11 protein-coding genes are annotated in these 13,121 nt (G+C 73.6%); 9 read left to right on the forward strand and 2 right to left on the reverse strand.

What is annotated here, in order from left to right; all coding sequences use genetic code 11:
- Position 1: 1 nt before the first annotated feature.
- The 9 genes from nuoK to AB0P35_RS20250 all read left to right on the forward strand — a co-directional run bounded on the left by nuoK (position 2) and on the right by AB0P35_RS20250 (position 11,235).
- Positions 2 to 361 carry an NADH-quinone oxidoreductase subunit NuoK gene (gene nuoK / locus AB0P35_RS20210; RefSeq protein WP_363512343.1) on the forward strand — a complete coding sequence of 120 codons (360 nt, stop codon included), beginning with the start codon at positions 2 to 4 and terminating at the stop codon, positions 359 to 361.
- Complete coding sequence (locus AB0P35_RS20215) at positions 358 to 2,325, forward strand: NADH-quinone oxidoreductase subunit L (protein WP_363512345.1); 1,968 nt, start codon at positions 358 to 360, stop codon at positions 2,323 to 2,325. Before nuoK ends, AB0P35_RS20215 begins: the two co-directional genes overlap by 4 nt.
- Before the next feature lie 52 nt (positions 2,326 to 2,377).
- Positions 2,378 to 3,931, forward strand: coding sequence for an NADH-quinone oxidoreductase subunit M (locus AB0P35_RS20220; protein ID WP_363512347.1), 1,554 nt, complete (start codon positions 2,378 to 2,380; stop codon positions 3,929 to 3,931).
- Positions 3,932 to 3,979: 48 nt separating this feature from the next.
- Positions 3,980 to 5,497 (forward strand): NADH-quinone oxidoreductase subunit N, encoded by a 1,518-nt coding sequence (locus AB0P35_RS20225; protein WP_363512451.1) that lies wholly within the window; start codon positions 3,980 to 3,982, stop codon positions 5,495 to 5,497.
- A 127-nt stretch (positions 5,498 to 5,624) separates the two neighbouring features.
- Positions 5,625 to 6,482, forward strand: a complete 858-nt coding sequence (htpX, locus tag AB0P35_RS20230) for a zinc metalloprotease HtpX (protein ID WP_095874375.1) — start codon at positions 5,625 to 5,627, stop codon at positions 6,480 to 6,482.
- Between the two features lie 162 nt (positions 6,483 to 6,644).
- Entirely contained in the window at positions 6,645 to 8,363 is a 1,719-nt protein-coding gene (gene ctaD / locus AB0P35_RS20235; RefSeq protein ID WP_363512349.1) for a cytochrome c oxidase subunit I, read from the forward strand.
- Between the two features lie 150 nt (positions 8,364 to 8,513).
- On the forward strand, positions 8,514 to 8,933 hold the full coding sequence (locus AB0P35_RS20240; protein ID WP_257019158.1) for a YciI family protein: 420 nt from the start codon (positions 8,514 to 8,516) through the stop codon (positions 8,931 to 8,933).
- A 61-nt stretch (positions 8,934 to 8,994) separates the two neighbouring features.
- Positions 8,995 to 10,278 carry an RNA polymerase sigma factor gene (locus AB0P35_RS20245; protein ID WP_363512351.1) on the forward strand — a complete coding sequence of 428 codons (1,284 nt, stop codon included), beginning with the start codon at positions 8,995 to 8,997 and terminating at the stop codon, positions 10,276 to 10,278.
- Between the two features lie 66 nt (positions 10,279 to 10,344).
- On the forward strand, positions 10,345 to 11,235 hold the full coding sequence (locus AB0P35_RS20250) for a hypothetical protein (protein ID WP_363512353.1): 891 nt from the start codon (positions 10,345 to 10,347) through the stop codon (positions 11,233 to 11,235).
- A gap of 21 nt (positions 11,236 to 11,256) precedes the next feature.
- On the opposite strand, the gene AB0P35_RS20255 is transcribed toward AB0P35_RS20250, so the two are convergent.
- Together AB0P35_RS20255 and AB0P35_RS20260 are read right to left on the reverse strand one after the other, a co-directional pair.
- The gene (locus AB0P35_RS20255; protein ID WP_363512355.1) at positions 11,257 to 12,519 is read right to left on the reverse strand and encodes a cation:proton antiporter; all 1,263 of its coding nucleotides are present in this window, start codon (positions 12,517 to 12,519) and stop codon (positions 11,257 to 11,259) included.
- 4 nt (positions 12,520 to 12,523) lie between these two features.
- The gene (locus tag AB0P35_RS20260; RefSeq protein WP_363512357.1) at positions 12,524 to 13,009 is read right to left on the reverse strand and encodes a TrkA C-terminal domain-containing protein; all 486 of its coding nucleotides are present in this window, start codon (positions 13,007 to 13,009) and stop codon (positions 12,524 to 12,526) included.
- Positions 13,010 to 13,121: the final 112 nt, after the last annotated feature.

Raw genomic sequence — 13,121 nt, forward strand, 5'->3', positions numbered from 1 at the left:
GATGCACCTCGCCTACCCAGCCGTCCTCGCCTCGCTGCTGTTCTGCGTCGGCGTGTACGGCGTGCTCGCCCGGCGCAATGTCGTCCTGGTGCTGATGTCGGTCGAGCTGATGCTCAACGCCGTCAACCTCAACCTGGTCGCCTTCGACGCCTGGCTGCGCGACGCCGTGCACGCCGGACAGGCACTCACCCTCTTCACCATCACGGTCGCCGCGGCCGAGATCGGCCTCGGCCTCGCCATCGTGCTGCTGGTCTTCCGCACCCGCCGCACCGCCGACGTCGACCGGCTCACCCTGCTCGGCGACCCGTCCGAGGCAGCCCCGGAGGCTGCCGCCGCCGAGCCGGAGGGCCAGGCCGCATGAACCTCGCCCTGCCGATCCTCGTCCCCACGCTGCCCGCACTCGGCGCGGCCGCCGGCCTCGCCACCGGCAAGAAGTTCCCCGGCCTCGCCCGGCCGCTGGCCGTCCTGCCGGTCGCCGTCTCCGCGGTGCTCGCCGTGGTCGTCGCCGTACAGCTCGGCACCGGGCAGAGCCTGGACGCCGCCACCCGGCTCACCCCGACCGGCGGCCCCGACGTCTCGCTCGCGCTCCACCTGGACGGCTTCTCCGTCCTGATCTCGCTGCTGGTCGGCCTGGTCGCCACCCTGGTGCAGATCTACTCCACCGCGTACCTCAAGGACGACCCCCGCTACCCCTCGTACGCGGCGCTGGTCTCGCTGTTCACCGCGGCGATGTTCCTGGTCGTGTACTCCGGCGACCTGATCGTGCTGCTGGTCGGCTGGGAGGTCATGGGCATCTGCTCGTACTTCCTGATCGGCCACCACTGGGAGACCGAGGACGCCCGTTCCGCCTCGCTCAAGGCCTTCCTGGTCACCAAGCTCGGCGACGTGCCGTTCCTGTTCGGCATCTTCGTGCTCGGCGCGGACGCCGGCAGCTTCCGGATCACCGACGTGCTGGCCGCCGCGACCGAGGGGCGCCTCGGCCACCCCACGCTGATCGCGCTGCTGCTGCTCGGCGGCGTGGCAGGCAAGAGCGCCCAGTTCCCGCTGCACACCTGGCTCCCGGACGCGATGGCCGGCCCCACCCCGGTCTCCGCGCTGATCCACGCGGCGACCATGGTCGCGGCCGGCATCTACCTGGTCGCCCGGCTGATGCCGGTCTTCCTGCTCTCCTCCGCCGCCCTGGTGGTGCTCGCCGTGATGGCCGCCGTCACCATGGTCGGCTCGGCGCTCTGCGCCCTCGCCCAGGACGACCTCAAGCGGGTGCTCGCCTACTCGACCGTCGGCCAGCTCGGCTACATGGCCGGCGCCCTGGCCTCCGGCGACCGCGACTCCGCCGTCTTCTACCTGGTCGGCCACGGCGTCTTCAAGGCCCTGCTCTTCCTCACCGCCGGCGTCGTCATCCACGCCGCGCACACCAACTCGATCTCCGCCATGTCCCGGATGCCCGACCTGCGCAAGCGGGTGCCCGACGCCTACTGGGCGATGGGCATCGGCCTGGTCGCCCTGATGGGCCTGCCGCCGTTCACCGGCTTCTTCTCCAAGGAGTCGGTGTTCACCGCCGCCGAGCACGCCGCCCACGGCGAGGCGCTCACCCGCGGCGCCGGCCCGGCCGCCGCGGTGCCCGAGGCGGCCGGCTGGATCGTCCTGGTCGCCGCCGGCCTGACCGCGCTGCTCACCGCCGCCTACTCCACCCGGCTCTGGCTGACCGCCTTCCACGGCCGCACCGCCGGGGCGCCCGCCGCCGCGCCCGCCGCCGGGGCCCCGTACTCGCCCGAGATCGACGAGGCCGACCCGGCCACCGCCGAGCCCGCCGCGATGCGCTGGCCGCTCTGGGTGCTCGCCGTCCCGACCATGGCCTTCGGCCTGCTCGGACTGCGCGACTCGTGGCTGCCCTCGCTGCTCGACGGCGGCTCGCTGCGCCCGACCCTCGCCACCTCGGTCCTCGGCACCGGCCTCGCCGTGGCCGGCATCCTGATCAGCTACGCCGCCTGGCGTGCGGCCTCGGCCCGGCAGGCCGCCGCCGGGGCGGCGCCCGCCGACCCCGGCCGGCTGCTGCTCGGCCCGGTGTACCGCTTCGCCCAGCACGGCTTCGGCGTGGACCGGCTGTACAGCGCCCTGTTCGTCCGCCCGACCGCGGCCGCCGCCCGGCTGGTGAACTTCCTCGACCGCGAGGTCGTCGAGACGTACGTCCGCGGCGCCGGCAACGGTGCCAACGCGCTCGGCTGGCTCGTCCGCCGCGCCCAGACCGGCAACGCCCAGAGCTACCTCAACGCGCTGCTCGCCGGGGCCGTCCTGCTCGCCGTCCTGGTGGCGGTCGGCACATGAGCCACACCCCGACCCCGACCCGACCCGCCGCAGCACGAACCTGGAGCCCCCGATGAACGCAGTCCTCATCGCCCTCCTGCTGCTGCCGCTGGCCGGCGCCGCCGCGACCCTCGTCCCGCTCGGCCGGGACCGCGCGGCCGCCGACCGCCGCGCCCTGTGGCTCGGCACCGGCGTCACCGGCGCGACCCTGGCGCTCGCCGTCGCCCTCGCGATCGGCTTCGACCAGGACCGCCCGGCCGTGATGCAGGGCGTCACCGACGTCGCCTGGATCCCGGCGATCGACGTCCGGCTGCACCTCGGCGTGGACGGCATCTCGCTGCCGCTGCTCGTCCTCACCGCGCTGCTGACCTTCCTCTGCGCGCTGTACTCCACCCGCCGGCTGCCCGCCGGCGAGGGCGTGCCCTCCGCGCAGTCCTTCACCGGCCTGCTGCTCCTGCTGGAGGTCGGCATGCTGGCGACCTTCGCGGTGCTCGACCTGGTGCTGTTCTTCGTGGCGTTCGAGGTCGTGCTGATCCCGATGTACTTCCTGATCGCCCGCTGGGGCAGCGGCGCCAAGGTGCCGGCCGCCAACCGGTTCATCCTGTACACGCTGCTCGGCTCCGCCGTGATGCTGCTCGGCTTCCTGCTGATCGGCTTCAAGGCCGGCACCTTCGACATGACCCGGCTGGCCGCCGCCCACGGCGAGGGCTTGAGCCACACCACCCAGCTCGTCGCCGCCCTGGCGATCCTGCTCGGCCTCGCCGTGAAGGCCCCCGCCTGGCCGCTGCACAGCTGGCTGCCGGACGCGCACACCGCCGCGCCCACCGTCGGCTCGGTGCTGCTGGCCGGCGTGCTGCTGAAGATGGGCACCTACGGCCTCGTCCGGGTGCTGCTGCCGATCGTCCCGGACGGCGCCTCGACCTTCGCCCCCTACCTGGGCGCGTTCGCCGCCGTCGGCATCGTCTACGGGTCGCTGGCCTGCCTCGCGCTGGCCCGGCAGGGCGCCAAGGGCGACCTCAAGCGCCTGATCGCCTACTCCTCGGTCGGCCACATGGGCTTCGTGCTGCTCGGCATCGCCTCGCTCACCCCGGCCGGCGTGAACGGCGCGCTGTTCGGCAACATCGCGCACGGCCTGATCACCGGCCTGCTGTTCTTCCTCGTCGGCGCGGTCAAGGACCGCTACGGCACCTCGGACCTGGACACCCTGGCCGGCGCCACCGGCGCGGCCCTGTACGGCCGGGCCCCGCGGATCGGCGCCCTGCTCGCCTTCGCCGCCGTCGCCAGCCTCGGCCTGCCCGGCCTGGCCGGCTTCTGGGGCGAGCTGCTCGCCATGTTCGGTGCCTTCGACCCGGCGGCCGGTCTCTCCCGGCCCGCCTTCGTCACCTACATGGTGCTGGCCGGCCTCGGCACCCTGCTGACCGCCGGCTACCTGCTGGTCGTCGTCCGCCGGGTCTGCATGGGCGACCCGAAGCAGCCCGCCCTGGTCACCGACCTGCCCGACATCAAGGCGTACGAGGCGGCCAGCTGGACGCCGCTGGCCGCGCTCACCCTGGTCGCCGGCCTCTGGCCCGCCCTGCTGCTCAGCCTCTCCGACCCGGCCGTCAAGCACCTGCTCGGGGGTGGCTGAGCCGTGACCAGCACCCCGCTCGGACCTCCTCTCCTGGGGCAGCCCGCCATGAACCTGATCGCCGTCGCCGACCCGGGCGGCCTCATCCAGTCCGTGGACTGGGTCGCCGTCGCGCCGCCGCTGATCGCGGCGCTCGCCGCGCTCGCCGTGCTGGTCGCGGACCTCTTCCTGCCGGCCGGCCGCAAGCGCCTCCTCGGCTGGGCCTCGGCGGCCGGCCTGCTGGGCGCGCTGGCCGCGCTGCTGCCACTCGTCCGCGGCGACGCCCGCTCCACCTTCTGCCTGAAGGCCGCCGGCGGGGCGTGCAGCTACACCGCCGACCACTTCGCGCTCGCCTTCCAGCTGATCGCGCTCGGCGGCGCCCTGATCGCCGTCCTGCTCTCGCTGCACACCGTGGACGAGGAGAAGCTGCCCGGCGGCGAGTACTGGTTCCTGCTGCTCTCCAGCGCCTCCGGCGCCGCACTGCTGCCCGCGTCCCGCGACCTGGCGACGCTGATCATCGCCCTGGAGGTCGCCTCGCTGCCGGCCTTCGCGCTGGTCGCACTGCGCCGGGACGGCCGGGGCGCCGAGGGCGCGCTCAAGTTCTTCCTCTCCTCGGTCACCGCCACCGCCGTCATGCTGCTCGGCGTCGGCTTCGTGTACGCCGCGACCGGCTCGATCCACCTCGGCCCGATCGCCGACGGGCTGGCCCACGTGCCGGGGCAGCTGAAGCCGCTGGCCGAGGCCGGCGCCGTGCTCACCCTGGTCGGCTTCGCCTTCAAGGGCGCCGTGGTGCCGTTCCACTTCTGGCTGCCGGACACCTACACCGCCGCGCCGATCCCGGTGGCCGGCTACCTGTCGGTGGTCGGCAAGGCGGCGGGCCTGGCCGGGCTCGCCCTCGTCACCACGATCGCCTTCCACCCGTACGGGCACACCTGGGGTCTGGTGCTGGCGGTGCTGGCCGCGCTCACCATGACGGTCGGCAACGTGGCCGCGCTCCGGCAGCGCGGCGACACCCCGCACAGCGCGGTGCGGCTGCTCGCCTGGTCCTCCATCGGCCAGGCCGGCTACCTGCTCGTCCCGCTGGCCGCGGCCGGCTACCGGGGGACCCCGCACCCGCTGGGCGCGACCGTCGCCTACGCGCTGATCTACGGCGTGGTCAACCTGGGCGCCTTCGGCGTGGCCGCCGTGGTGGCCAGGACGGCCGGCACCCGGCTGGACGACCACCGGGGGCTGTTCGCCCGCGGCCACTGGAGCGCCCTCGCGATGGCCTTCTTCCTGCTCTGCCTGGCCGGCCTGCCGCCCGGCGTGATCGGCCTGTTCGGCAAGGTCGTGGTCTTCCAGGCCGCCGTCGACGCGAAGCTCGGCTGGCTGGCCGTGGTGATGGCGGTCAACGTGGTGATCGCCCTCTACTACTACCTGCTGTGGACGGCCCGGCTGTTCGCGCCCGCCGGGGTCGGAGCCGAGGTCCGCGCGGCCCGCACCCCCGGCCCGCTGGCCGCCGCGCTGGCGCTCACCGCCGGCGGCGCGGTGGTGCTCTCGGTGGCTCCGCAGCTGGTCCTGCAGGTGGTCGGGGGCACTCTCTTCTGACCGCCCGGGGTGCACCCGGGCGGCCCGCCCGGGGTGCGCCGGGGAACGAACGAGCGGCATCCTTCCGTTGATTCCCACGAGGGCGCCGCCACCGGGCGCCCCGTCGCACCACCTCGGAGGGCCAGCCGTGCACCGCCAGCACAACGGGTTGAGGACGGCCGTACTGCTCGGCGGCCTGTCGGCGCTGATCCTGCTGATCGGCAGCTTCTTCGGCCGCACCGGACTGCTGGTCGCCCTGGTGATCGCGATCGCCACCAACGCCTACGCGTACTGGAACAGCGACAAGCTGGCGCTGCGGGCGATGCGCGCCCGCCCGGTCAGCGAGATCGAGGCCCCGCAGCTGTACCGGATCGTCCGGGAGCTCTCCACCTCGGCCCGGCAGCCGATGCCCCGGCTGTACATCTCGCCGACCCCCGCGCCGAACGCCTTCGCCACCGGCCGCAACCCGCGCAACGCCGCGGTGTGCTGCACCGACGGCATCCTGCAGCTGCTCGACGAGCGCGAGCTGCGCGGCGTCATCGGGCACGAGCTCAGCCACGTCTACAACCGGGACATCCTGATCTCCTCAGTGGCCGGGGCGCTCGCCTCGGTGGTGATGTTCCTGGTGAACTTCGCCTGGCTGATCCCGATCGGCCGCAGTGACGACGACGAGGGCCCCGGGCTGTTCGGGCTGTTGCTGATCATGATCCTCGGGCCGATCGCCGCCGCGCTGATCCAGCTCGCGGTCAGCCGCTCCCGCGAGTACCAGGCCGACGCCGACGGCGCCCGGATCACCGGCGACCCGCTTGCCCTGGCGAGCGCGCTGCGCAAGCTGGAGGCCGGCACCCAGCGGCTCCCGCTGCCACCCGAGCCGCAGCTGCAGACCGCCAGCCACATGATGATCGCCAACCCGTTCCGGCCCGGCGAGGTCGGCGCCAAGCTCTTCTCCACCCACCCGCCGATGCCCGAGCGGATCGCCCGCCTGGAACGCATGGCCGGCCGCTAGGTGAATTGACCACGGTCAGTCCTTCCCGTTCCCCCGTTCGGCAGAGCGGGTGACACCCCTTCGTCGCCCCGGCGAGCCTCCGCGTGCCCGCGGGCCGGCCTGGTACTGATGGGCCGGTTACCCGTTGGACAGCCGGTGGGCCTGGCGCGGAGGAGTGATGCAGTGACGATTCTCCCGACCGACACCGAGCACCGGCCCCCGCCGCGCGAGCCCCGGAAGGGCTTCGGCGCGGCCCGCAGGGGAGGCCGCGGCCGCGCACTGGTGGGCTGGCTCACCACCACCGATCACAAGAAGATCGGCACGCTGTACATGACCACCTCGTTCGCCTTCTTCCTGATCGGCGGCGTGATGGCCCTGGTCATGCGGGCCGAGCTGGCCGAGCCGGGAACCCAGATCGTCTCCAACGAGCAGTACAACCAGCTGTTCACCCTGCACGGCACGATCATGCTGCTGATGTTCGCCACGCCGCTCTTCGCCGGCTTCGCGAACTGGATCATGCCGCTGCAGATCGGTTCCCCGGACGTCGCCTTCCCCCGGCTCAACGCCCTCGCCTACTGGCTGTACCTGCTGGGCTCGATCATCGTCATCGGCAGCTTCCTCACGCCCGACGGCGCCGCCGACTTCGGCTGGTTCGCCTACACGCCGCTCTCCGGCGAGATCCACTCGCCCGGCATCGGCGGCGACATGTGGATCATGGGCCTGGCGCTCTCCGGCTTCGGCACCATCCTCGGCTCGGTCAACTTCATCACCACCATCGCCTGCCTGCGGGCGCCCGGGATGACCGTCTTCCGGATGTCGATCTTCGTCTGGAACGTCCTCTTCACCAGCATCCTGGTGCTCTTCGCGTTCCCGGTGCTGGCCGCCACCCTGCTCGCCCTGGAGGCCGACCGGAAGTTCGGCGCCCACGTCTTCGACCCGGCCAACGGCGGGGCGATCCTCTGGCAGCACCTCTTCTGGTTCTTCGGCCATCCCGAGGTCTACATCATCGCGCTGCCGTTCTTCGGCATCGTCACCGAGGTCATCCCGGTCTTCAGCCGCAAACCGATCTTCGGCTACTCCGGCCTGATCGCCGCCACCATCGCCATCACCGGCCTGTCGGTCACCGTCTGGGCGCACCACATGTTCGTCACCGGGCAGGTGCTGCTGCCGTTCTTCTCCTTCATGACGCTGCTGATCGCCGTCCCGACCGGGGTGAAGTTCTTCAACTGGATCGGCACCATGTGGCGCGGCTCGCTCAGCTTCGAGACACCGATGCTGTGGACGATCGGCTTCCTCGTCACGTTCCTCTTCGGCGGACTCACCGGCGTGCTGCTCGCCTCCCCGCCGATCGACTTCCACGTCTCGGACTCGTACTTCGTCGTCGCCCACTTCCACTACGTGGTCTTCGGCACCGTCGTCTTCGCGATGTTCGCCGGCTTCCACTTCTGGTGGCCGAAGATGACCGGCAAGATGCTCGACGAACGGCTCGGGAAGATCACCTTCTGGACGCTGTTCATCGGCTTCCACACCACCTTCCTCGTCCAGCACTGGCTCGGCGCCGAGGGCATGCCCCGCCGCTACGCCGACTACCTGGCCTCCGACGGCTTCACCACGCTCAACAGCGTCTCCACCGTCGGCTCCTTCCTGCTGGGGCTGTCCATGCTGCCCTTCCTCTACAACGTCTGGAAGACCGCCAAGTACGGGCAGAAGGTCACCGTGGACGACCCGTGGGGCTACGGCCGCTCGCTGGAGTGGGCGACCTCCTGCCCGCCGCCGCGGCACAACTTCGCCGCACTGCCGCGGATCCGCTCGGAGAGCCCCGCCTTCGACCTGCACCACCCCGACATCGCCGAATGGGACCGTCTCCAGAACGCCGTCGAACCCCGCCGCGAGCACCACTGAGCGGCCCGCCCGGACATCCGCGGAAGAAATCTCCGCGGCCGTGTCGATCCGGGCCCGCCCCGTTCGACGCACAGATGGAAGCCGGCACGACCGGCGCCCGGCCCGCACCGAGCGGAGCCCGACACCGAGAGAGGCACCACGATGCGATTCATGCTGATCGTCAAGGCCAACGAGGACTCCGAGGCCGGCGTGATGCCGACCAAGGAGGCCATGGACGCGATGAGCCGCTACAACGACGAGCTGATCAAGGCCGGCATCATGCTCGCCGCCGACGGCCTGCAGCCCAGCTCCAACGGTGCCCGGCTGACCTTCAAGGACGGCAGGGCCACCGTCACCGACGGGCCGTTCGCCGAGAGCAAGGAGCTCATCGCCGGGTACTGGGTGCTCGACGTCAGCTCCCGCGAGGAGGCCCTGGAGTGGGCGGGCCGCGCCCCGTTCGAGGACGGCGCCGTGCTGGAGCTGCGCAAGGTCTTCGAGGCCTCCGACTTCCCTCCCGAGCTCGTCAGCCCCGAGGACGCCGCCAAGGAGCAGGCCTGGCGGGACGAGCACCAGAAGCCGATCACCGGCTGACCGGCCCGCGGGCCGCGCCGCACTGGCCGCGGGGGCCGTCCGGCTGCTCTGATGGGGAGCTGTGGCGGCACCCGACACCCATCGTGCGATCGAGGCGGTCTGGCGGATCGAGTCGGCCCGGATCATCGCCGGGCTGGCCCGGCTGGTCCGCGACGTCGGCCTCGCTGAGGAACTCGCCCAGGACGCGCTGGTCGCCGCCCTGGAGCAGTGGCCCGCGACCGGCGTGCCGGACAACCCCGGTGCCTGGCTCACCGTCACCGCCCGGCGGCGCGCCGTCGACCGGATCCGCCGCGAGGCCGGGCTCGCGGCGAAGCTCCGCCTGGTCGCCCACGAACTGGAGACGGACCCGCCGCAGGGCCCGCAGCCGGAGCAGGTCGTCCTCGCCGACGAGATCGAGGACGACCTGCTCCGGCTTGTCTTCACCGCCTGCCACCCGGTGCTCTCCACCGAGGCCCGGGTGGCGCTCACCCTGCGGCTGCTCGGCGGCCTGTCCACCGAGGAGATCGCCCGCGCCTTCCTGACCGCCGAGCCGACCGTCGCCCAGCGGATCGTCCGCGCCAAGCGCACCCTCGCCGGGGCCGAGGTGCCCTTCGAGGTGCCGCAGGGCGAGGAGCTCGCCCCGCGCCTCGCCTCCGTCCTCGAAGTCGTCTACCTGGTCTTCAACGAGGGCTACGCGGCCACCGCCGGCGACGACTGGATGCGGCCCGCGCTCTGCGAGGAGGCGATGCGGCTCGGCCGGGTGCTCACCGGCCTGATGCCCCGCGAACCCGAGGTGCACGGCCTGATCGCGCTGCTGGAGATCCAGGCCTCCCGCACCCCCGCCCGCACCGGCCCGGACGGCGCCCCCGTCCTGCTGCTCGACCAGGACCGCGGCCGCTGGGACCGGCTGCTGATCCACCGCGGCCTCGCCGCACTCGACCGCGCCGAGGCGCTGGCCGCCGCGCAGGGCGCCCCGCCCGGCCCGTACGCCCTGCAGGCCGCCATCGCCGCCTGCCACGCCCGGGCCGGCACCGCCGAGCAGACCGACTGGGTGCGGATCGCCGCGCTCTACACCGCGCTGGCCGCGCGCAGCCCCTCCCCGGTGGTGGAACTCAACCGGGCGGTCGCCCTCGGCATGGCCTTCGGCCCGGAGACCGGCCTGGCCCTGGTCGACTCCCTGGCCGGCGAGCCCGCCCTGCGCGGCTACCACCTGCTGCCCGGCGTCCGCGGCGACCTGCTCGCCCGCCTCGGCCGGCACACCGAGGCCGCCGCCGAGTTCACCCGCGCCGCCGGCCTCACCCGCAACGCCCGCGAACGCGCCGTGCTGCTCGCCCGCGCGGAGGAGAGCACCCGTACGGCCGGGTGAACCCTGTGCGGGCGGGCCGCTCGGGCAGACTGGATCGGACGTCGGGCGGCCGAGGGGGAGCGGGACATGGGGGTGCGCGACAGCGCGCAGAACGTCGGGCGCCGGGCCGGGGAGGCGCTCGGCACGGCCGCCCGGACGGGCCGGGCCAAGGCCCGCAACGTGGTCGGCGAGGGCGACTGGGTGCGTCGGGCGGTGGCCGCGCTGCCGCCGCCGGAGGCGCCCGCCGCCGAGCACTGGGAGGTGTCGATCGCCGCCCTGATCGGCCGCCATCCGCGCGTCCCCGGGCCCGCGGTGTGGCTGCTGCACCAGCTCGACGGGCTCGGCCAGGTCGCCTTCGGCCCGGAGAAGGTCGGCTTCGACGGCGAGGACGTCCCCTGGGAGAAGGTGCAGGAGCTGCGGCTGCACTCCACGCTCGACCTGCTGCCCGACGTCGTCCTCGACAAGGAGGTCGACCGGATCAGGGAGTTCCTGCCGCCGGTGCCCGGCCGCAAGTGGGTCGTGGCCCGCGCCGCCGAGGGCCTGCTGACCCTGGTGCTGGCCGCCGCGGAGGCGGCCGAGGCCGCCGGGCGGGAGGAGCGGCTGCTGCCCTGCGAGATCGTCCACCGCGGCCTGCTGGGACGGCCCCGGCGGCTCGGCGGCGGCCTGTTCGCCGCCGCCGCGCTCGCCGCCCTGCCGGCCGCCGCGGACAGCCTGGTGGCCACCGCGAAGTCCCGCGGGATCCCGGTGGTCCCGGTCGAGCCGACCGGGACCAGGGCCGACCGCGCCGAACGCCTGCGGGCCGCCTCCGGCCGGCTGAGGGAGCGCCTGCGGACCCTCCTCGCGGAGGCGCCGGACGGCCCGGAGCTGCCCCCGGCCGAGGCGGCGCGGCAGCTCTCCGGGGCGCCGGGCCCCGAGCTGCCGCACCCGGCCGGGCCGCCGGCGTCGGAGCGGACGGCGGGCGAACCGGAGCCGCACTGAGGCGGCCCCGGCCGCGGCCCGTCAGGACGGGGTGCGGGCGACCGCCGACCCGCCGTCCGCCGCGGCGGCGTCCACGCCGCCCGTCGGCCCTGCCGCACCGCGCTGCCGGACGGGCACCCACCGCCGGGTCCGCAGCGCGGCCAGCCGCCCGGCCGCGGGCTCCGTCCAACGGGCCGCGAGCGGGCCGACGAGCACCAGGATCAGCACGTACGCGGTGGCCAGCGGGCCGAGGTCCGGCTCGATGCCCGCGGTCACCGCCAGGCCGGCGATGACGATGGAGAACTCGCCCCGGGCGACCAGCGCGCCGCCCGCCCGCCAGCGTCCGCGCGGACCGATACCGGCCCGGCGGGCCGCCCAGTAGCCGGTGGCGATCTTCGTGAGCGCGGTGACGACCGCCAGTGCGAGCGCGGGCAGCAGCACCGGCGGGATGGAGGTCGGATCGGTGCTCAGGCCGAAGAAGACGAAGAACACCGCCGCGAAGAGGTCCCGCAGCGGGCTCAGCAGGGTGTGCGCACCCTCGGCGGCCTCACCGGAGAGCGCGATGCCGACCAGGAACGCGCCGACCGCCGCCGACACCTGCAGCTTCTGGGCGATCCCGGCCACCAGCAGCGTCAGCCCGAACACCACCAGCAGCAGCTTCTCCGGGTCGTCGTGCGAGACGAACTTCGAGATCAGCCGCCCGTAGCGGAGCGCGACGAACAGCACCGCACCCGCGGTGGCCAGCGCGATCGCCAGTGTGATGCTGCCGGCGAGCAGGCCGGCCCCGGCCAGCAGCGCGGTGAGGATCGGCAGGTAGAGGGCCATCGACAGGTCCTCCAGCACCAGCACGCTGAGGATCACCGGGGTCTCCCGGTTGCCGAGCCGCCCGAGGTCGCCCAGCACCTTGGCGATCACCCCGGAGGAGGAGATCCAGGTGACTCCGGCCAGCACCACGGCGGCCACCGGGCCCCAGCCCAGCAGCAGGCCGGCCGCCGCGCCCGGCAGCGCGTTGAGGACGAAGTCGACGGCGCCGGCCGGGTACTGCTGCTTGAGGTTGGTCACCAGGTCGGCCGCGGTGTACTCCAGGCCGAGCATCAGCAGCAACAGGACGACGCCGATCTCCGCGCCGGTGGCGACGAACTCCTCGCTGGAGCTGAGCGGCAGCAGCCCGCCGTGGCCGAAGGCCAGGCCGCCGAGCAGGTAGAGGGGTATCGGGGACTGCCCGTAGCGGCTCGCGAGCCGGCCGAGCAGACCGAGGACGAGGACGACGGCGCCGAGTTCGACGAAGACGGTGGCGGTGTGCACCCGATCACTCCCGTCCGAGGATCGCGGCGGCGGCGTCCACACCTTCGCGGGTGCCGATGACGATCAGCGTGTCCCCGCCGGCCAGCCGGAAGTCCGGGCCGGGGGAGGGCACCGCGCCGGTGCGGCGGAGCACCGCGACGATGGAGACGCCGGTGGCCGTCCGCATCCTGGTGTCGCCGAGCAGTCGGCCGTTCCAGTGCGAGGTGCCGCCGAGCGGGACGCGCTCGGCGACCAGGCCGAGGTCGGTGGTGTGCAGCACGCCGGGGCTGTGGTGAGCCGGCATCAGCGCGTCCACCAGGGCGGTCGACTCGTCCGCCGTCAGGTGCAGGGCCTGCGCGCAGGCGTCCGGGTCGTCGGCCCGGTAGACGTTGAGGCTGCGGGTGCCGTCGCGGTGGGCGATGACGGAGAGGTGGCGGTGTTCTCGGGTCGTCAGGTCGTACTGGACACCCACACCGGGCAGGCTGGTCGTCCGGACTCGCGGAACGGGCACGGCGTCTGTCCTCTCGTCAGCGGATCCGGGCAGCGCGCGCACAGCGGACGGCCGTCGGCACGGTGCCGGAATGCGGAAGCGGCCGTCCTATAGTAATGAAACAGTAAAGTCC

It is taken from the genome of Kitasatospora sp. NPDC085879 (assembly GCF_040686255.1).
Lineage (GTDB): Bacteria > Actinomycetota > Actinomycetes > Streptomycetales > Streptomycetaceae > Kitasatospora.